Annotated in this window: 19 protein-coding genes; 14 read left to right on the forward strand and 5 right to left on the reverse strand. The window is 67.1% G+C overall.

From position 1 onward, the window contains the following. Nucleotides 1–71 precede the first annotated feature (71 nt). From ACXJLH_RS10795 to ACXJLH_RS10810, 4 genes are all read left to right on the forward strand, one after another. The gene (locus ACXJLH_RS10795; RefSeq protein WP_457443976.1) at nucleotides 72–1322 is read left to right on the forward strand and encodes a tyrosine-type recombinase/integrase; all 1251 of its coding nucleotides are present in this window, start codon (nucleotides 72–74) and stop codon (nucleotides 1320–1322) included. Between the two features lie 369 nt (nucleotides 1323–1691). After that, on the forward strand, nucleotides 1692–1919 hold the full coding sequence (locus ACXJLH_RS10800; protein WP_457443978.1) for a helix-turn-helix transcriptional regulator: 228 nt from the start codon (nucleotides 1692–1694) through the stop codon (nucleotides 1917–1919). Then, nucleotides 1916–2278 (forward strand): helix-turn-helix domain-containing protein, encoded by a 363-nt coding sequence (locus ACXJLH_RS10805; RefSeq protein WP_457443980.1) that lies wholly within the window; start codon nucleotides 1916–1918, stop codon nucleotides 2276–2278. Before ACXJLH_RS10800 ends, ACXJLH_RS10805 begins: the two co-directional genes overlap by 4 nt. Further along, nucleotides 2271–3065: a plasmid recombination protein gene (locus tag ACXJLH_RS10810; protein ID WP_457443982.1), complete on the forward strand. Its 795-nt coding sequence runs from the start codon at nucleotides 2271–2273 to the stop codon at nucleotides 3063–3065. Before ACXJLH_RS10805 ends, ACXJLH_RS10810 begins: the two co-directional genes overlap by 8 nt. Nucleotides 3066–3232: 167 nt before the next feature. On the opposite strand, the gene ACXJLH_RS10815 is transcribed toward ACXJLH_RS10810, so the two are convergent. Further along, nucleotides 3233–3574: a hypothetical protein gene (locus ACXJLH_RS10815; RefSeq protein WP_457443983.1), complete on the reverse strand. Its 342-nt coding sequence runs from the start codon at nucleotides 3572–3574 to the stop codon at nucleotides 3233–3235. 189 nt (nucleotides 3575–3763) lie between these two features. Between ACXJLH_RS10815 and ACXJLH_RS10820 the strand changes: the two genes are divergently transcribed. Together ACXJLH_RS10820 and ACXJLH_RS10825 are read left to right on the forward strand one after the other, a co-directional pair. Next, on the forward strand, nucleotides 3764–4567 hold the full coding sequence (locus ACXJLH_RS10820) for a sulfite exporter TauE/SafE family protein (protein ID WP_457443985.1): 804 nt from the start codon (nucleotides 3764–3766) through the stop codon (nucleotides 4565–4567). Nucleotides 4568–5896: 1329 nt separating this feature from the next. Further along, the gene (locus tag ACXJLH_RS10825) at nucleotides 5897–6814 is read left to right on the forward strand and encodes an energy transducer TonB (protein ID WP_457443986.1); all 918 of its coding nucleotides are present in this window, start codon (nucleotides 5897–5899) and stop codon (nucleotides 6812–6814) included. A 175-nt stretch (nucleotides 6815–6989) separates the two neighbouring features. Here ACXJLH_RS10825 and ACXJLH_RS10830 read toward each other — a convergent pair whose 3' ends face one another. Next, entirely contained in the window at nucleotides 6990–7328 is a 339-nt protein-coding gene (locus ACXJLH_RS10830; protein WP_157281141.1) for a hypothetical protein, read from the reverse strand. Nucleotides 7329–7498: 170 nt separating this feature from the next. On the opposite strand from ACXJLH_RS10830, the gene secA reads away from it, so the two are divergent. The 6 genes from secA (at nucleotide 7499) to ACXJLH_RS10860 (ending at nucleotide 15871) form a co-directional block, all read left to right on the forward strand. Further along, nucleotides 7499–10243: a preprotein translocase subunit SecA gene (gene secA / locus ACXJLH_RS10835; protein ID WP_056192814.1), complete on the forward strand. Its 2745-nt coding sequence runs from the start codon at nucleotides 7499–7501 to the stop codon at nucleotides 10241–10243. A gap of 226 nt (nucleotides 10244–10469) precedes the next feature. Beyond that, a complete protein-coding gene (locus ACXJLH_RS10840; RefSeq protein WP_157281139.1) occupies nucleotides 10470–11000 on the forward strand; it encodes a PEP-CTERM sorting domain-containing protein in 531 nt (176 codons plus the stop codon). 39 nt (nucleotides 11001–11039) lie between these two features. After that, nucleotides 11040–11732, forward strand: a complete 693-nt coding sequence (locus tag ACXJLH_RS10845) for a PEP-CTERM sorting domain-containing protein (RefSeq protein ID WP_457351452.1) — start codon at nucleotides 11040–11042, stop codon at nucleotides 11730–11732. Between the two features lie 90 nt (nucleotides 11733–11822). Further along, entirely contained in the window at nucleotides 11823–13052 is a 1230-nt protein-coding gene (gene argJ, locus ACXJLH_RS10850; protein ID WP_457351450.1) for a bifunctional glutamate N-acetyltransferase/amino-acid acetyltransferase ArgJ, read from the forward strand. A 112-nt stretch (nucleotides 13053–13164) separates the two neighbouring features. After that, nucleotides 13165–15282 carry a prolyl oligopeptidase family serine peptidase gene (locus tag ACXJLH_RS10855; protein WP_457443988.1) on the forward strand — a complete coding sequence of 706 codons (2118 nt, stop codon included), beginning with the start codon at nucleotides 13165–13167 and terminating at the stop codon, nucleotides 15280–15282. 163 nt (nucleotides 15283–15445) lie between these two features. After that, a complete protein-coding gene (locus ACXJLH_RS10860) occupies nucleotides 15446–15871 on the forward strand; it encodes a GNAT family N-acetyltransferase (RefSeq protein ID WP_235531819.1) in 426 nt (141 codons plus the stop codon). Here ACXJLH_RS10860 and ACXJLH_RS10865 read toward each other — a convergent pair. The 3 genes from ACXJLH_RS10865 to ACXJLH_RS10875 all read right to left on the reverse strand — a co-directional run bounded on the left by ACXJLH_RS10865 (nucleotide 15868) and on the right by ACXJLH_RS10875 (nucleotide 18477). Beyond that, entirely contained in the window at nucleotides 15868–17154 is a 1287-nt protein-coding gene (locus ACXJLH_RS10865; RefSeq protein ID WP_457443990.1) for a hypothetical protein, read from the reverse strand. The two genes, ACXJLH_RS10860 and ACXJLH_RS10865, sit on opposite strands and share 4 nt — an antisense overlap. A 224-nt stretch (nucleotides 17155–17378) precedes the next feature. Beyond that, nucleotides 17379–18038 (reverse strand): alpha/beta hydrolase, encoded by a 660-nt coding sequence (locus tag ACXJLH_RS10870; protein ID WP_457443992.1) that lies wholly within the window; start codon nucleotides 18036–18038, stop codon nucleotides 17379–17381. Further along, the gene (locus tag ACXJLH_RS10875; RefSeq protein ID WP_457443994.1) at nucleotides 18031–18477 is read right to left on the reverse strand and encodes a GNAT family N-acetyltransferase; all 447 of its coding nucleotides are present in this window, start codon (nucleotides 18475–18477) and stop codon (nucleotides 18031–18033) included. Before ACXJLH_RS10875 ends, ACXJLH_RS10870 begins: the two co-directional genes overlap by 8 nt. Before the next feature lie 52 nt (nucleotides 18478–18529). Between ACXJLH_RS10875 and ACXJLH_RS10880 the strand changes: the two genes are divergently transcribed. Further along, a complete protein-coding gene (locus tag ACXJLH_RS10880; RefSeq protein ID WP_056193121.1) occupies nucleotides 18530–19201 on the forward strand; it encodes a histidine phosphatase family protein in 672 nt (223 codons plus the stop codon). A gap of 118 nt (nucleotides 19202–19319) precedes the next feature. Next, entirely contained in the window at nucleotides 19320–19847 is a 528-nt protein-coding gene (locus ACXJLH_RS10885; protein ID WP_457443996.1) for a PEP-CTERM sorting domain-containing protein, read from the forward strand. Nucleotides 19848–19853 lie beyond the last annotated feature (6 nt).

The following is a 19853-nucleotide window of genomic DNA, read 5'->3' on the forward strand; positions in this document are numbered from 1 at the left end:
GTCAGTGAATACCGTCACTTCTGCCGGTACAAGAGGCGGTACTTCGATGCCGCCAGGGAAGCGATACCGTCATGCCGACCCTCGCCAAGGGCCTGACCGCCCAAGCCGTTAAGCAAACCAAGCCCGCCGAGAAGGCCTTCAAGCTCGCCGATGGCGCGGGGCTCTACCTGCTGGTGCAGCCCGGTGGCGCGCGCTACTGGCGCTTCGACTACAGGTTTGCCGGCAAGCGCCTGACCCTGGCCCTGGGCGTCTACCCCGAGGTCAGCCTCGCCGAGGCCCGCCAGGCCCACGAGACCGCGCGCCAGCACCTGCGTCAAGGCCTGGACCCCATGGGCAAGCGCACGGCTGACAGGCACCGCGCCCGCGCTGAGGCCGCCAACACCTTCAAGGCCGTGGCCCTGGCCTGGCACAAGGTGAAGTCGGCGGAGTGGGCGGACGCGACGGCCGCCAAGGTCTTGGCGCAGATGGAGGCGCACGTCTTCCCCGCGCTTGGCCATCGGCCGCTAAAGAGCATCGAGCCGCCTGAGCTGCTGCGCGTGCTGCGCGGCATCCCGCAGGCCTACACGGCGACGCGCATGCGCGAGGTCTGCGGCCAGGTCTTCCGCTTCGGCATCCAGGAAGGGCACGGCGAGCGCAACCCGGCTGCCGACCTGCGCGGCGCGCTCGCCAACCCCGACGTCACCCATAGGCCTGCCCTGACCACGCCACGCGAGTTTGGAGCCTTCCTGCGCGACCTGAAGGCCTACCAGAGTGCCGACCGGCTAACGCTCTTGGCGGCCCGCTTGGCGCTGCTGACCTTCGTGCGGTCGCAGGAGCTGCGTTTGGCGCAGTGGGTCGAGTTCGACCTTGACGCGCGCGAGTGGCGCGTGCCCGCCGGCAGGATGAAGATGGGCAAGGGCCTGAGCCAGGCCCACATCGTCCCCCTGTCGGATGCGACGCTGGCCACCCTGGCCGAACTGCGGGCGTTGAGCGGCCATGCGGCTCTCCTCTTCCCCAACGTCACGGGCAAGGCCGACCACATGAGCGAGAACACCATCGGTCGCATGCTCTGGCGCATGGGCTACAAGGACAGGCAGACCTTGCATGGCTTGCGGGCTTCCGCCCGCAGCATCCTGGGCGAGCGCGGCTGGTCGCGCGACGCCCTGGAGCGCCAGTTGGACCACGCCGAGCGCAACAGGGTCGTGGCCGCCTACGCGCGCGGCGAGCACCTGGAGGAGCGCCGTCGCTTGATGGCCGACTGGGGCGCCGTGGTGCAGGCGCTGGAGGCGGGGGAGTCGCTGCTGCCCGGCGGCAACGTCATCCCCATGGCCCGAGCGGCCTGATCGACCTTGGGCTGCGCCACGCCCGGCGTGTCGCATCGATACGACATGGCACGGCATGGCGCATATATGCGCAACGTGACACGGCGCGGCGTATGCGAAGAATACGCAACCGATGCAGAACAGCACCGGGTCAACGCAAGGAAAAGTCAGGGCCATCCGGCCCAGGGCCTTCGCCGCTCTAACGGCGTGCCGTAGGGCACCCTTGCCCATCAACGAGGTGCCGGCCGTCTTCGTCGCATGCGACGAGGCTATCCGGCCGTCGCCCCGCCCGGGGCGGCTCTGCTCAATCCCCCTCCCTCTGCAACGCACCCGCCGCCTGACTAGGTCAGCGCCGGGCTGCATAGACGCGCCCCTATGGGCGATGTACTGATGAGCAACCCCGTGTTCCTTCGCCTGTCCGACCTCTGCGGCCGGCGCAACCCGCCCCAAAAAGGCATGCTGCCCTTCAGCGCCAACACCATCTGGCGCAAGGTGCGAAACGGCACGTTCCCGAAGCCCATGAAGTTGGGTCCCAACGTGACCGCCTGGCTCTTTGCTGACGTGCAGGCGTGGGTGGACGAGTGCGTCGCCGCGGCCGCGCTGGGAGATGCGCAATGACCCGCACCCCTGTCTTCGCTCGTGCCGACGGCCGCGCTGTCGCGGCCCGCCAGGCCTCCCGTCGCCCGCACCCGCACCTGGCCTCTGAGCACCTGGCCGTCTTCTGCCGCATCCGCGACGAGCATCCGGGCTTCAGCGTCGATGCCTGCCAGCAGCGCCTCCTTGAGGGCATGCGCGTGCGGCCCGCGGGCGTGACCCCGTTCGAGGCGCGTCTGCATCTTGGTATCTATCACCCTGCCGCCATCGTCAACAAGCTGCGCAGGCAGGGGCGTCTCATACACAGCGAGCCGGTCTGGCGCGTCGATGAGGAGGGCAACCCGCGCGGGACGGTGGCCTACACCTTGGACGACCATGGGTGACGGGCATGCCTTCGCGCACGGCGGAGAGATGCCGGGCGGCGGCGTGTACGTTGGCGTGCGCGGCGTGCATCCGGAGCGGGTGCTGCCCGCCTTCAAGCACAACCTGCGGCACCTGATTCCGGGCCACCCCTGCCCGGCAGGTTGCAACCCCGCATTGACGAGCGCCAACGAAGTCCTGCAGGGCGCGTTGTGCGTCGATGATGCCCAGCGGGCCATGGCTGACGCGCTCGCCTTGCATGGCCTGGTGCCGCCCCAGCGCAAGGACGCATCGTGGCTGGTCGAGGTGGTGTTCAGCGCGCCGCCGGGCTTGGCGCGGCACGGCGACTACCTGCGCGAATGCGTGGCCCTGCTGGCCAGGCAGACCGCTGGCCTCGTCATCAGTGCCGTCGTCCATCGCGACCAGGGCGCGCCGCACGTCCACTGCCTGCTGCTACCCATCGAGGGCGGGAGGTGGGTCGGGTCTCGCCTTCTCGACAAGAAGCGCGTCATGAAGCTCAGGGCGGCTTTGTTCAGCGGGCCTGCTGCCACATACGGGTTGCGGCAGCCCGCGCGGCTCAGCGGCGCGCGCAAGGTGGAAGGGGTCCGCCTGGTCATGGCCAGGATGAGCCAGAGCCCGGCGCGGGAGTGCCCCTTCTGGCCGGTGTTCCAGGCGTGCATAGAAGCCAACCCGGCGCCGTTCCTGGCCCGCATGGGAGTAGACGTGCCGGCCGAGCCTGCAAGAAGCTTCACCGCCATCATGACCGGCACGGGCAGGCGAACCAGCGAGGATGCACGGCGCCCTCGCTAGCGAAGCTGCAACTGCAATAGCGGTCCATCTGCATGCAACTGCAACACAGGATGCGGTTCAGGTCGGGTCTACTGCAATAGCAGTCCAGCTTGGAAACCAACTGGAAACCTGTTTGGAAACCTGCGTGGCAACTTGCGCGCAAGGGCTCCGGTCGGCGGCCCCAGGAGCTAGCGACTGAGGCGCCGAGATGCGGCCCGGGCGCAAACCTCACGCACCATGTGCTCCTTGGCCGCCGTCCGCCCCACGAGGCGGGCTCTTGCCTCCGGGCCGGCTACCTGCTGTTCCAGCAACTGGTACAGCGCCAGCCTAAGCAGGTCTTGGGGGTCTTTGAGGCCTAGCTTTTCAGTCAGCTCTTTGACTTCGAGCCAGCAGCCGCGCTCGCCGCGCAGGTCGACATTGATGACGGGGCCGTGGCCTACCGGGCTTGCATAGAGAAATTCCCATCCCTGTGGTGACGACTCGAAGGCATCCATCTTCGCGAACATGTCAGCATTGGCCAGTTGGGTCATGGCGCCTCCGGCGTCTTTGAAATTGAATGCGGGCAATCTTCTCAAGCCAGTCCTGCGCTGTCCACGTCGGTAGGCAGGCTTGGGCCGCTCCCGCAAGCGGCCATGGGGCTAGCGCAGTGCATGCAAGCTGCTAGCGCAAGGCGGCCTGCTGCGCAGCGGGGTGGCCGTCGCCCGCTTCACAATCTCGCCATGACGACCATCATGGCGGAGACCCCGAAACGCATCCTGGGCGCCTCGCTGGCCGGCGCAGCCGTCGGCGTCCTGGGCGGGCTCATCGGCCTGGGCGGTGCGGAGTTCCGCCTGCCGCTCCTCATCGGCCTGTTCGGGTTCATCGCGCTCCACGCCGTCATCCTGAACAAGGCCATGAGCTTGATAGTCGTCAGCAGCGCCCTGGTCTTCCGCATGGGCACGGTGCCCGCGCACGAGCTGGCTGCCAACTGGCCCAGCATCATCAACCTGCTTGGCGGCAGTCTGGTGGGTGCGTGGCTGGGCGCAGGATGGGCCACAAAGCTCAGCAACCGACGGCTCTACCAGGTCATCAGCATCATGCTGCTGGCCATCGCAGCCGTGCTGCTGTTCGCGCACGGCGTCCACGCTGACGGTGCCCGGCTGCATGGCCCAGCGCAGGTGGTGGTGGGGCTGCTGGCCGGCTTCGTCATTGGCGTCGTCGCTGCCGTGATGGGGGTGGCCGGTGGCGAACTGCTCATCCCGACCCTCATCCTGCTGTTTGGCGCTGATATCAAGCTCGCGGGCAGCCTCTCCGTGGCCATCAGCCTGCCGACGATGGTCGTCGGCTTCATCCGCTTCAGCCGGGACAGCGCCTTCGAGGTGCTGCGGCGCAACCGGCGCTTCGTGCTCGCTATGGCGCTGGGCTCTGTCGCGGGTGCGGCCGTCGGCGGCCAACTGCTCGGCGTGGTTCCGAGCGCTGTCCTGCTGCCCGCGCTGGCCGCCATCCTTGTCATATCAGCGGTGAAGGTCTGGCGTCACAAGTAGCGCTCGGTGCCAAGATGGCGCGGCGGGCGCCTTGCCCGCATCGTCCAGGTAGGACGTCCAATGCGCGAGTCCCTGGCCGCCAAGGCCCCCCTATGCGTGTTGCTGCATCGAGCGATGCCGCGGTGCAGTCTGGCAGTGAGGCCGGAAATGGCAGGGACAATCGCCGTCACGAGGGGGCACGATGCATGAAGCGCAGCAACCAACAGCAGCCGCAACCCCAGCAGCCCCCACACCGGCTCCGGCCGATGCCGGCGTGCCCGTCGTGGGACGTGATGCAGTTCGAGCTGGAGGAGTCCCGTCGGTCGAAGCCCGAGCCGCAGGCCAGGCCATCCTCAAGCGATGGGGCTCCGGCCGAGGCCTCGCCGATAGCGAGACCCCGCGACTAGGCGACACCGACCAGCAGGCCGAGGAGGCCATCAACGCCGTCAGCAACGCCATCGGTGGGCTGTTTGGCGAGGGCCACCGGGTCATCCGTTCCGCGACAGCCGCCGCGGCGCCATACAGGGTGTGGTAGCCCCCAAACCAGCGGGGCAAAAGGAAACAATCATGAGCAAGCCAAGGCCGGCGCAACCCACAAAGCCGTCCTCGCCTTCTCCGCAGCGCAGCCAGTCGACGTCGTCGACGGACGACGAGTCTGGGGACGACCCGACAACGGGCACCCTGCGAGTGGCGAGGTTCGTCCATCAGAACAAGGCGCTGGCAGGCAAGCGGGCGTATACGGGCAAGCCCCGCTAGGCAGGGTCGACCCGCTGCAGGGCACTGGCGACCGGCGGTATCACCCCGCGGTGTCCGGGAGCGTCGAGCGCATGCGCGACTCTCGCAAGGCCGACCGCGAGCGCAAGGCCAGCAGCCGGGCGAAGAGCGTGTCCGGTGTGACTCCGGGTGGAGTCACACCGGAGTCACACCACTGGAACAGGAACAGGAACAGGGGAGGCGCCTGGTGGCGCCGCAGCCGCTAGCGCGGGCGTGCTGTCAACCTCTTGTAAACCTGCCTGACAACCTGGACCGGCGACAGGGGGCTGGAGAGACCTCTTTTGCTGGAAACGAATGGAAACTTTCGCGGAAACTTTCAGCGGCTTTCGATGCCGCGGTGACCGGCAAGCTCAACATCTTCGATGTCTTCCTGGGCGACGATAATTGCACCGCCGGGTTGTGCTGACGCGCAGCGCTGGTGCCGGGGGAGGAGAGCGACGCCATCGCTGCCATGTGAGCGGACGACGCGCTGCTGAAATCTTCGGCATGAACCTGGCGAGAGGGAGAGGGTGAGTTCCAGGCCGTGAGGGGCGGCCTGGAGGCGCGCCTGTAGACAACAACAACCTGATTTTGGTCATGCATTCAAGAATTGGCGCCGCGGCGCTGCTGCTGCTCGGGTGTCTCGGAGGCGCCCGCGCCGAAGGTGTCGAGACCGTCACCATCCCGCCTTTGGATGTGACCAAGCCGAGCGGCGAGGGCTGGCAGGTCGTCCGGCGCAGTGAGCAAGTCATCGCCTTCCAGCGCATCGACCAGGTGGCCAAAAAGCAGTCCACCGCCTACGTCGCGCTCATGGCTCTGAAATCATCCGGCGACTTGGCGGGCATTGAGGCCGAGCTGAAGCAGAGCATTGCGGCTGCCCTGCCCAAGCTCCTGGCTGTGCATGAGGTGACGTACAAGGGCAGCCAGTCGCGCGGCTACCCCTGCGTCACAGCCGTGGCGGAGACGACACAAGCTCTTGTGGTGCCCCAATCCGGCGAAACGCTGAATCTGCCCATGAGCGTCATCATTCTTGCCTGCCGGCTGGAGGGGAGCGTCCCCATGGGCTTCATGGCGGGCTATTCGCGTTCAGCGTTTAGTCGGGATGCGCAGGCGCAAGAGGACGCAGAGACCTTCTTCAAGGGCGTCACCCTCAGCTCGGGGAAGACCAAAGTCGTGGCGGTGGAGCCCATGAAGCCGCCTGGCAACTACACGGGCAAGGGCGTGCTGCGCACGGGCTCTTGCCCCAAGCCTGCCTACCCGCCCGAGAGCCTGGCTGCGGGCCGTTCGGGCACCGGCCAGATTCGGGTGAACATGAGCGCCCAGGCGAGGGTGCTGTCCAGCGAGGTGCTTGTATCTAGCGGCACGCCCGAGCTGGATGAAGCCGCCCGCGCCGTGCTGCCGCGCTGCTCATACACCCCTTCCTTCAAGGACAGCAACCCCGTGGCCGACACGATGGTCATCGAGTTCGTCTGGGCGCTGTCACCTACGCCGTCTGTGAGTTTCGATTCGAAGTGAGCTGGCCGCGGGGCGCGAGGCAGCATGACCGCGCTGACGGTATTTGTGACGGTATCTTCGGTGGCGTGACGGGTGCTGCGCCTTATGCGTCAATGCGTTAGGCGCTGGGTTTGGGTCGGATAGCCGCACCAATGCAAACCCACTGTCTCGCGACAGTGGGTTTTTTCATGTGCGCCTATTTCTGGATCAGCTTCACGCGGATATGTCCAGGCAGCCCGGCCTGGGCCAGCAGGGCTTCCAGCCGGGGCAGCAGATGGCGCAGCTTGGCGGCGACGGCCGCGTTGGCGGCCAGCAGGCTCCAGCCTTCTTCGTCCAGCGGCCCGGGTTGCAGGCTGGCCAGCAGATTGCCCGGCAACGCGGGCCCGATGATGCGCAGCCGCCGCCGTGACGCCTCCAGGCGCGCATTGAGCTGACTCAGGCCCTCGTGAGCACGCAACGCGTCGGCCACCGGTGTCGGCGACGGGACGCTGACGCGCACGCTCTTGGGAGCAAGGTAGCGGGGCGGGTTGGCCATAGCCGCAGTGTAGTGAGGCGGCGATCCTGGCCAAAAGCCCACTGCTAAACTGCGCCGTTTTGCGCGGCCGGGCAAGTCCGTCTTGCAATGCCTCGCCGTGCCCTCAGATTCGCGCCTCCCACCGGTTGGACAGCCCGCCCGGTGCCGCGCAGCTCCTCATTCCTCGCAGCATGTTGCCCAAGCTTCTCACCTCGATTTTCGGTAGCCGCAATGAGCGTTTGCTCAAGCAGTACCGCCGCACCGTGCAGCAGATCAACGCGCTGGAGCCGAAGTACGAGGGCTTGAGCGACGACGAATTGCGCGCCCAGACGGCTGAATTCAAGCAGCGCATCGCTGCCGGCGAGACGGTCGACGACATCCTGCCCGAAGCTTTCGCCGTCTGCCGCGAAGGCAGCAAGCGCTCGCTGAAGATGCGCCACTTCGACGTGCAGCTGATCGGCGGCATGGTGCTCAACGACGGCAAGATCGCCGAAATGCGCACCGGCGAAGGCAAGACGCTGATGGCCACGCTGCCGGTCTACCTGAACGCGCTGACGGGCAAGGGTGTCCACGTCGTCACGGTGAACGACTACCTGGCGCGCCGCGACGCGGAGTGGATGGGCAAGCTCTACACCTTCCTCGGGCTGTCGGTCGGCATCAACCTGCCGCAGATGCCGCGCGAGCAGAAGCAGACCGCCTACGCCGCCGACGTCACCTACGGCACCAACAACGAGTACGGCTTCGACTACCTGCGCGACAACATGGTCTACGAGACGGCCGATCGCGTGCAGCGCGGCCTGTCCTACGCCATCGTCGACGAGGTGGACTCGATCCTCATCGACGAGGCGCGCACACCGCTGATCATCTCGGGCCAGGCGGACGACCACACCGACGTCTACAAGCGCATCAACGCCGTCGTGCCCAAGCTGAAGAAGCAGATCGGCGAGCTCGACCCGCGCACCGGTGAAGGCGTCATCGAGCCGGGCGACTTCACGGTGGACGAGAAGTCGCACCAGATCCACCTGACCGAAGACGGCCACGAGGTTGCGGAGGCGCTGCTGACCGAGGCCGGCCTGATCCCGGAAGGCGCGAGCCTGTACGACGCGGCCAACATCACGCTGATGCATCACCTGAATGCAGCGCTGCGGGCCCACCACGTCTATCACCGCGACCAGCATTACGTCGTGCAGAACGGCGAGGTCACCATCGTCGACGAGTTCACCGGCCGCCTGATGAGCGGGCGACGCTGGAGCGACGGCCTGCATCAGGCTGTCGAGGCCAAGGAAGGCGTGGAGATCCAGGCGGAGAACCAGACGCTGGCCTCGATCACCTTCCAGAACTACTTCCGCATGTACGGCAAGCTGTCGGGCATGACGGGCACGGCCGACACCGAGGCCTATGAGTTCCAGGAGATCTACGGCCTCGAGACCGTCGTCATCCCGCCGAACCGCCCGACCATCCGCAAGGACGAGCTGGACCTGGTCTACAAGACCGACAAGGAAAAGTACAACGCCGTCATCGAGGACATCCGCGCCTGCCACACGCGCGGCCAGCCGGTGCTGGTGGGCACGACGTCCATCGAGAACTCCGAGCTGATCTCCAAGCTGCTGGACCAGGCCAAGCTGCCGCACAACGTGCTGAACGCCAAGCAGCACGAGAAGGAAGCGCAGATCGTCGCCCAGGCCGGTCGCCCGGGCGTCATCACCATCGCCACCAACATGGCCGGCCGCGGCACCGACATCGTGCTGGGCGGCAACGTCGAGAACCAGGTCAAGTTCCTCGAGGCCGACGAGGCGGTCCCCGCCGACGAGAAGGCGCGCCGCATCCAGCAGCTCAAGGACGAGTGGCAGGGCCTGCATGACAAGGTGCGGGCCGAGGGTGGCCTGCGCATCATCGCGACCGAGCGCCACGAGAGCCGCCGCATCGACAACCAGCTGCGCGGCCGTGCCGGCCGCCAGGGCGACCCGGGTTCTTCGCGCTTCTACCTGTCGCTGGACGACCAGCTGATGCGCATCTTTGCCGGTGAGCGCGTGCGCGCCATCATGGACCGGCTCAAGATGCCCGAAGGCGAGGCCATCGAGGCCGGCATCGTCACGCGCAGCATTGAAGGCGCCCAACGCAAGGTCGAGGCGCGCAACTTCGATATCCGCAAGCAGTTGCTCGAGTACGACGACGTCTCGAACGACCAGCGCAAGGTCATCTACCAGCAGCGCAACGACATTCTCGAGGCCGATAGCCTCATCGCCCAGATCGCTTCGCTGCGCGAGTCCACGCTGAGCGATGTCGTGCGCACCTTCGTGCCGGCCGAGAGCGTGGAAGAGCAGTGGGACCTGCCCGGTCTGGAGCAGGTGTTGCAGGGCGAATGGCAGATTGGCCTGTCACTGACCGAACTCGTCAAGAAGAGCGACTCGATCACCGACGACGACATTCTGGAAACCGTCACCAAGGCCGGCGACGAGCTCTTCCAGGACAAGCTCGAGCGCGTCGGCATCGATCAGTTCAACCCCTTCATGCGCATGGTGCTGCTGCAGAGCATCGACCAGCGCTGGCGCGAGCACCTGGCCGCGCTGGACTATCTGCGCCAGGGCATCCACCTGCGCGGCTATGCCCAGAAGAACCCCAAGCAGGAATACAAGCGCGAAGCCTTCGAGCTGTTCTCCCAGCTGTTGGACCTCGTGAAGATGGAAGTCACCCGCACGCTGATGAATGTGCGCATCCAGAGCCAGGAAGAGGCCAGCCAGGCCGCCGAGGCCATGGAGCGCCGTGCCGAAGCGGTGTCCAACGTGACCTACCAGCACCCCAACGAGGACGGCTCCATCAGCCAGGACGTCGACCCCGCCACGCTGCTGGCCGAATACGGCCACGTGGGCCGCAACGACCCCTGCCCCTGCGGCAGTGGCAAGAAGTTCAAGCTCTGCCACGGCAAGCTGGCCTGAGTTTTCCTGGTCGCATCCCGCCACGGGCCGGCTTTGCCGGCCCGTTTTCATTGGTGGCTCACCCCGCGCAGCCCACCCATGTGGGGGGAAAAGCGTGCGTTTGGGCACATCCCGCCGCCTGCGCCACGCGCATGAGGGGTGCTCGGACCGCTCTCACCCCCCTAGAGTGCAGTCATTCCCCGGCGAAACTCCGGGTAGACCCGAATAGAGAACCTGAAAGTACGTGATGAAAACGTTGTCTAAAGCGCTCGCCGCCCTCAGTCTTGTTGCCGCTGCATGCAATGCGACCGCAGCGGTGACGCCGGTGTCGTTCAGCTTTTCCAACGACGCCATCATGTCCAACGGCGCAGGTGCCGCGCAGTTCAACGACATCTTCGGTTTCACCTTGAACGGTGTGACGCTGATGGGCGGCAGCGTCATCACGTTCTCGGCCGAAGACCAGGCCAGCGTCGACATCACCTCGGCCTACCTCACCCAGGGTGGCACGTCCGTCGCGCTGACGCCGGTCGGCGCCGGCATCGACGTGGACAACGACATCTTCGGCATCGAGACCTGGACTCTGGGCCAGCAATGGCTGTCGGCGGGCGCCTGGCAGCTGCACGTCCTTGGCGCCGGCTTCAGCGCCAAGGGCTTCGAGGGCTACACCGCCACGCTGGAAGGCAGCACGTCGACCACCGAGTTGCCCGAGCCCACCGCCCTGGCCCTGGTGGCCGTGGCCCTGGCCGGAATGAGCCTGTCCCGTCGCCGCGCTCGCTGAGCCGCGTCCAGCCGCCCCAATCACGAAAGCAGTCCAACCATGTTCAAGCCTCTGACTCTCGCCGCCGCCCTGCTGATGAGCGCTTCGGCATTCGCCGCCGACACCGTCAGCATCCGCTTCGTCGACCGTGATGCCGGCGATCCGGCGCTCACCACCTCGCTGACGACCAACTACGTCACCGGTGGACTGAACTTCACGGATGCCGCCACCGGCAGTTTCCTGGCCTACTGCATCGAGCCGACCCAGTCCTTCGCGCTGAGCTTCAAGAGCGACGGCGTGACGCCCAACTTCAAGACCTACACGGTCGGCAGCTTCAGTGGCAGCCAGGACACACTGCTGCAGGCGCTGTACTCCAGCAAGTTTGCTTCGGTCCACTCCGGCAACCAGCAAGCCGCCTTCCAGCTCGCAGTCTGGGAAATCATGCGCGAGAGCAGCGGCACGCTCAGCGTTGCCCAGGGTAGTGGCAGCTTTTTCCTGAAGACGGAAGGTGCCACCGGCCAGCAAAATGGCATCAACAATTCGGTGCAGGCCCTGGCCACCAACTACCTGGCCGCCGCTCAGAGCTACGAGGGTCCGGCGCTGTACAGCCTGACCAAGCTCAGCAACGCCAGCTACCAGGACCTCGTCGTCGCAAGCGCCGTCAACGCGGTCCCCGAGCCCGAGACCTATGCCCTCTTCCTGGGCGGCCTGGGCGTCATCGGTCTGCTGGCCCGCCGCCGTCTGCCGCGCTGATCCACTTTCAGCTCCTTGCAAAGGCTCCCTCGGGAGCCTTTTTCACTTCTTAGAATCCTCGCGCTTTCCCTGACACCAACCGAGCGCGCCATGCCCGTCAATCTCACCGCCCCCGATCCCGCCTCCCTGTTGCCCGTGCCGGGCGTGCGCCTTGGCGTGACCATGGCCGGCGTGCGCAAGGCCAACCGGCGTGACCTCAGCGTCATCGCGCTGGAAGAGGGCGCCGCGGTCGCCGGCGTCTTCACGACCAACCGCTTCTGCGCCGCTCCCGTGCAGCTTTGCCGCGAGCATCTGGCCGGCGGCTCGGCCATCCGCGCATTGCTGATCAACACCGGCAATGCCAACGCCGGCACCGGTGCCGACGGCCTGGCCCGTGCGCGCCAGACCTGCCAGGCCCTGGCCGGCTTGATCGGCTGCCAGCCAGAGCAGATCCTGCCTTTCTCGACCGGCGTCATCATGGAGACCCTGCCGGTGGACCGCATCACCGCCGGCCTGCCCGCCGCCCTGGCCGCGCTGAAGGCCGACAACTGGGCCGAGGCTGCCGCCGGCATCATGACGACGGACACCCTGCCTAAAGCCGCTTCACGCCGCATCGAGATCGGCGGCGTGCCCGTCACCCTGACCGGCATCTCCAAGGGCGCCGGCATGATCCGGCCGAACATGGCCACCATGCTGGGCTTCGTCGCCACCGACGCCAACGTCGCCCCGGCCCTGCTGCAGCCGCTGGTGAAAGAAGCGGCCGACGCCTCCTTCAACCGCATCACCATCGACGGCGACACCTCCACCAACGACTGCTTCATGCTGATTGCGTCGCGCCGCGCGGCGCATGCCGAGATCACGTCGCTGGACAGCGCCGAGGCCAAGACGTTGCGCGAGGCGCTGATCGCGCTGGCCCAGGAACTCGCGCAGGCCATCGTGCGCGACGGCGAGGGCGCGACCAAGTTCATTGCCATCACCGTCGAAGGCGGCCGTGACGAGGCCGAGTGCAGGCTGGCGGCCTATGCCATCGCCCACTCGCCGCTGGTCAAGACGGCCTTCTTTGCCAGCGACCCGAACCTCGGCCGCATCCTGGCGGCCGTCGGCTATGCCGGCATTGGCGACCTGGACCAGGGCCTGATCGACCTGGACCTGGATGACGTTGCCGTGGTGCGCCAGGGCGGGCGCCTGACGACCTATCGCGAGGAAGACGGCCAGCGCGTCATGAAGCAGTCCGAGATCACCATCCGCGTCGGCCTGAACCGCGGTTCGGCCAGCGCCACCGTCTGGACCTGCGACCTCAGCCACGACTACGTCAGCATCAACGCGGACTATCGAAGCTGAGGGTTATTGCTGTCAGGGCTTCATCGCATGACGATCGGCGCCGCCTGCGGGCGGCGCTGACAATCCGCGGCTTCACGGAACACATCCCGGACACCGCTCGATGAAGCTCACCTTGTCTGCCATCACCCTCGCAGCCGTTCTCGCCACCAGCGCCCAGGCCCAGGGCCTCAGCTATCCCGCCACGCGCAAGGTCGACCAGGTCGACGCCTATCACGACACGGCTGTCGCCGACCCCTACCGCTGGCTGGAGGACGACAACAGCGCCGAGACCAAGGCCTGGGTCGTCCAGCAGAACGAGGTCACCGACAAGTTCCTGGCCGCCATGCCGCAGCGCCTGCCGGCGCGCCGCATCTACACCGAGCTCTACAACTTCGAGCGCTTCGGCATCCCCTTCAGCGAAGGCGGCCGCTATTTCTGGACCCGCAACGACGGCCTGCAGCAGCAGAACGTCCTCTACACGGCCAAGTCCCTGGCCGACACGCCGGTCGTGGCGCTGGACCCCAACCTGCTGTCCAAGGACGGCACCGTGGCACTGAGCGGCGTCGTGCCCTCGCGCGACGGCAAGCTGCTGGCCTATGGCATCGCCGGTGCCGGCTCCGACTGGCAGACCTGGAAGGTGCGTGACCTCGCCACCGGCCAGGACCTCGCTGACACCATCGAATGGGTCAAGTTCAGCGGCGCCGCCTGGACGGCCGATGGCAAGGGCTTCTTCTACGCCCGCTATGACGCGCCCAAGGAAGGCGACAAGCTCAAGGGCGCCAACTACTTCCAGAAGCTCTATTACCACCGCCTCGGCACGGCCCAGAGCGAGGACCTGCTCGTCGCCGAGAACCGCGACGACAAGGAGTGGGGTTTTGGCACCGAGGTGTCGGACGACGGCCAACTGCTGGTCATCAGCGTCTGGAAGAGCGCCGGCAGCAAGAACGGCCTGATGGTGCTGCCCCTGCCCAAGGGGGCTTTTGCCGGCGGCAAGCCCCAGCCCATCACGCTGGACTTCGACGCCCAGTACACCCCTGTCGCCGCCGTCAACGGCAAGCTGATCGTCAAGACCGACAAGGGCGCCCCGCGCGGCAAGCTCGTCGCTGTCGACCTGAAGAACCCGGCGCAGGCCAATTGGAAGACGCTGGTGCCCGAGGGCCCGGATGCGATGACGGCAGCCTCTGCCGTCGGCGGCCGTTTCCTGTTGAGCTATCTGCATGACGCTGCGACCCTCGTGCGCGTGCATGGCGCCGACGGCAAGCAGCTCAGCGAGGTCAAGCTGCCCGGCATCGGCACGGCTGGCGGCTTCGGCGGGCGCTGGAGCGACAAGGAAACCTTCTTCAGCTACACCAGCCTGACCACCCCGGCCGAGATCCATCGCTACGACGTCAAGACCGGCAAGATCAGCCTGTTCAAGCGTCCCAAGACGGCCTTCAACCCCGATGAGTTCGAGACCCGCCGCGAATTCGTCACCAGCAAGGACGGCACCCGCTTCCCCATCTTCATCGCCGCGAGGAAGGGCCTGAAGTTCGACGGCAGCAACCCGACCCTGCTCTACGGCTATGGCGGCTTCGACATCTCCATCACCCCGGGCTATGGCGTGACGGCCGCGACCTGGATGAGGATGGGCGGCGTCTACGTCATTGCCTCCATCCGCGGCGGTGGCGAATACGGCTCGGCCTGGCACGAGGCCGGCACCAAGCTGAAGAAGCAGAACGTCTTCGACGACTTCATCGCCGCCGGCGAATGGTTGATCAGCCACAAGGTCGCCAGCCCCGCGACGCTGGCCATCAACGGTGGCAGCAACGGCGGCCTGCTGGTCGGCGCGGTCACCAACCAGCGCCCCGACCTGTTCGCGGTCGCCGTGCCGCAGGTCGGCGTGATGGACATGCTGCGCTACCAGAACTTCACCATCGGCTGGGCCTGGGCTACCGACTACGGCACCAGCGCCGACAGCCCGGAGATGTTCAACGCGCTGCGCGCCTACTCGCCGGTGCACACCATCAAGAGCGGCGCCAAGTACCCGGCCGTGCTGATCACGACCGGCGACCATGACGACCGCGTCGTGCCGGCCCATAGCTTCAAGTACGCCGCCACGCTGCAGGCCGCCGACACGGGTGCGGCTCCGAAGCTGATCCGCATCGAGGTCAACGCCGGCCACGGCGCGGGCAAGCCGACATCCAAGATCATCGAGGAGCGCAGCGACATCCTGGCTTTCATTGCCAACACGATGAAGTTGGAAGTCAAATAATGAGACCCCTCGTCCGGCCTCGCGCCGCTGAACGCGGGCGAGTCCAGCCGGTCCCCCGAGGTGACGGCGATGCTTGCGGCGTCGAGCCGCAAGCACATCGCCAGCGCGGGCCGGCTCGGGAGCGGCCCAGCGCTCGGCCCGCAGGGCGATGAGCAGTGCTGTGGTGATCCGTGACCTGGGCGTCGGCGATGTCGACGCTCTGCTTGATCTCTATCAGCATCTGAACGCCGGCGATGCGCCGCCTTCGCAAGAGGCGGTACACGCCGTGTTCGCACATCCGTGGCTGCGCCATTTCGGGCTTTTTGACGGTGAGACGCTCATCGCCAGCTGCAACCTCGCCGTCATCCCCAACCTGACGCGCGGCGGCAGCAGCTATGGCGTCATCGAGAACGTCGTCACCCATGCGGACCATCGCGGCCAGGGGCATGGCCAGGCCGTCGTCCGGCATGCGATTGATCAAGCCTGGGGCGCAGGTGCCTACAAGGTCGTGTTGACAACCAGCCGCAAGGACCCCGCCGTGTGGGCCTTCTACGAGCGCTGTGGCTTTGACAGCGGCGACAAGCGCGCCTTCGTCATACGCCGGTCCTAGAAGTTCACGGCCTTGGTCTTGAGGCCGCGAGCCACCAGCGTCGCGTTGATCAGCTGGGCCTGCTCCCGGCTCGGGAAAGGCCAGACCGTTGCGCGCCAGCCCTCGGGCGTCTGGATGACATCGGCCTGCAGCGCGTCGGGGTTGCCGTGCACGCCGACCAGGCCCGCCTTCATCTTCCCCAGCAGCGCCTCGGCCTCGGCCTTGCTGCCCGGCGGGCCGACGAGGGCGACGACGACCTTGTCCGATGACTGGGCCAGGCGAGCCAGGCGTGGGTCGACGGGCTCGGGCTTGCTGGCGGCAGGCTCGGGCTTGTCGACCGTCTTTTCGCCCGGCTTTTCCGCAGGCGCCTCGGCGGGCTTGTCCGAGCGCAGGATCGGCGGGCGCTTGATGCCGTCGGTGCGCTCCACGAGGCGGGGGCGAATATCGGGCGGTGGCGCGTCGCTTGCAGCCTCGCTGGCGGGCGCTTGCGCGGCCGAAGCGGCCGCAACGGCCGACTCTGGAGCGGAGGCGGGCGCAGAAGCGGCTGAGGCGGAGACAGGCAGGGCCGGCGCTGATGCCGCCGACGCTGCCGTCGGGGGCGGCGCAGCGGCCGGCTCGGCCGCGCGTTGGGGCCACAGCATCCAGGCACCCACGGCGATCAGGACCGCCAGCACGGCACCCGCTGCGCCCAGGCGGATCGGGTCCCACAGCCGGCGGCCAATGATTTCCGAAGGGATGCCGCGGCCGGCCAGCACGCGGGTGCGGGCGCTGCCCACATCGACGCCCGCCGTCATCACATAGAGCTCGAAAGGCCAGCCGCCGTGGGCGCTGGCGAGGGTCTCGTCGATGACGATGACGCGCCAGGGCCGGCTGTCGGGGGTGGCCGGCGGCTCGGCAAAGCCATGGGCCAGCGCAAAGCGCTCGACCTGGGCCGGGCTCAGGCCGGGCAGGAATTTCTCGCTGAAGGCGCGCCATTGCGTGCGCGGGCGCCGGGCGATCAGGCGTGGCAGATGCGTCAGGCGCTGCTTCCATGCCGCCCAGCGTGACAGGGGTGGCGAGCCATGCAGTGCGTCGAAGGCGCTGACCACATCGGTCAGCACGGGCTCGACCAGGCCGCCCGCCTCGGCAGAGGCGCGCACAAAGGGCAGGGCCACCACGCCCACGGTGTGCACGTCGCCCACGGCGATGCGCCGCGCAAGCGGGTGGCGGTTGTGCCAGTCAACGATCTGTTCGGCCAGGCGCTCCATGACTACTTGATCTTCGCCGAGCCGCAGGCGATGCAGCTCAGCGAAATGAGCGCTCATCCCAGCTCTTTATTGGGTATTCGCGGGCCGAGCGCCGGGCCGCTCCCTAGCCGGCCCGCCTTGGGCGATGTGCTTGAGGCTTGATGCCGCAAGCATCGCCGTCCCCCCGGGGGCTGAGGCCGGACACGGCAAGTCCTGTGGACTCGTCGTGCCTGCCGAAGCGCTGCGGCCGCCGGCTGCAGCGCGGTCCCGGCCAAGGTACTCCTTGGACGAGGGGCTTCACTTCAGCCCAGTTGCTTCAGCAGCCAGGCGTTCAGATCTTCAATCTCCTCCATGCAGACCGAGTGCGGCATCGGGTATTCATGCCATTCGACCTCATGACCCAGGGCGCGCAACGCGTCACGGCTGGCCGTGCCGCGGGCGGGCACGACGACCGGGTCTTGCGTGCCATGGGCCATAAAGATGGACAGGTCGGCATTGGCGGGTGAGCGCTCGGCGGCCGTCGTCGCGGCCAATGGCAGATAACCCGACAGCCCGACGGCGCCGCCGAGACGCTCGGGGTAGCGCAGGGCGGTCATCAGCGCCATCGCGCAGCCCTGCGAGAAGCCGACGAGGACGATGCGCGCCGCCGCCACGCCGCGTGTGCGTTCGTGGTCAATCAGCTCGGTGATCTGGCGCACCGATTCGCGCAAGCCGGCCTCGTCCTCGCGCTTGACGAGGTCGGCGCCGAGGATGTCGTACCAGGCCCGCATCACATACCCGCCGTTGATCGTGACGGGCCGTTCGGGCGCGTGCGGGAACACGAAGCGCACGGCGCCCAGGCTCTTCAAATCAAGCTCGCCGCAGATGGGCACGAAGTCATGGCCGTCGGCCCCCAGGCCGTGCAGCACGATCAGCGTCGTGCCGGGATTGGGGCCGGTCTCGACGACATGGGTTTCAAGCATGGGGGTTCCAGTTCTCGATGCGAAGTTCAAAGCGTTTGTCGCCGTAGACGTCCAGGCCTTCGTCGGTCGGCGTCCAGCCGGCTCGACGGTAGAAGGCCTCGGCGCGTGAATCGGGCTGGGTGCCCAGGTCCAGGCGCCCGTGGCCCTGGGCGAACAGCCAGTTCACCATCACGTCGTGCAACTGGCGGCCGTAGCCCTGCCCATGCAACGCCGGGTCCACGAACATCGCCCAGATGTGGCCGTCGCGGGCGTCGCCGATGGCAAAGCCCGCAATGCGCCCGGGCTCCAGTTCGACAACCCAGCCACGGCCGAAATCTTCCAGATAGACATGCAGTTCGGCATCCGAGATGCGGCCCGGGGTCAGCTTGTTCTCGGTGACGGCATAGCGCACGCGCCAGATCTCGGCAGTGTCGTCGCGCGTGGCGATTCGAAGTGTCATGGCGTCATTGTCGCGACAGCGGGCGCTGCCCTTGCCGTTCATGATCACGTTCATGGGAAGCCTTTATCTCGTCCGCCACGGTCAGGCCAGCTTTGGTGCGGCCGACTATGACCAGCTCAGCGCCAAGGGCCATGAGCAATGCCGCCATCTCGGCGCTTACTGGCGCGAACGCGGCCAGCGCTTCGATGCCGTGTTCACCGGCACGCTGCGGCGGCACAAGCAGTCGCTGGCGGGCATCGTCGAGGGCTACGGTGAGGATCTGCCCGCCGTCGCACTGCCGGGGCTGAACGAGTACGACAGCGAGGCCGTCGTGCGCGCCATCCACCCCGGCCCCATCGATGCCCCGACGACCCCCGAGGCCGTCAAGCACCACTTCCGGCTGCTTCGCCAGGGCCTGCTGGCCTGGATGAGCGGCGAGACGGCACCGGTGGGCATGCCGGCGCACGCGGATTTCGCCGCCGGCGTGGCCGATGCGCTGGCACGCGTGCTGGCTTTGGGTGTGGGCAAACAGGTGCTCATCGTCTCCAGCGGTGGGCCTATCGCCACGGCCGTGGCCCAGGTGCTGTCCACGCCGCCCGAGACTTTTGTGGAACTCAACCTGCGCATCCGCAACTCGGCTGTCACCGAGTTTGCCTTCAACCCGAAGCGCCACCACCTCGTCACGTTCAACACGCTGCCGCACCTGGATACGGCGGAGATGCGGGCGCACATCACGCACGCCTGAGCGCGCCGGCCCCAAACGGGCCAATACCGACGGCACTGGGCATGGCTCTCCTGGGCGAAGCGGCCGTGCGACCCGGTCGGCAGCATGACGACTCCTCAACCCCCGATGGAGTTCCGTCATGTCTTCACCCCGCCTTTTTGGCTTCGCCACCCTGATCAGCCTGGCCGCCACCTTCGTTGAACCGGCCCAGGCCCAGAGCTACAGCTTCAACCAGACCGGCTACGCCGATGGTGCCACGCTGAGCGGCCATTTCGCCGGCAGCGACCTCGACGGCAATGGCTGGCTCTATGCCTATGAGCTGACCGAGTTTGAGCTGAACTGGTCCGGCAACCGCGCCGTGCAGGCCTTCAACCTCGGCTTCAGCGAACGCGCCGGCCTGGAGTTCGAACTCTCCAGCGGCACGCTCTCGCACATGGCCGCCTTCAGCCAGAACGAGGAGGGCGTGCGCTTCTTCAGCTTCGACAGCAAGGGCTGGCCCAGCTACACGATCCCGGGCGTCGTCGCCGACGAGCGCCTGGGCCTGGTGTCCATGAGCTGGGAGCCGTTGCAGGTCACGGCCGCCGTGCCGGAGCCGCAGAGCCTGGCACTGCTGATGGCGGGCATGGGCTTCATCGGCCTGTGGAGCCAGCGCCGACGGGCTCACTGACAATGC

Source organism: Roseateles sp. P5_E4, assembly GCF_054049255.1.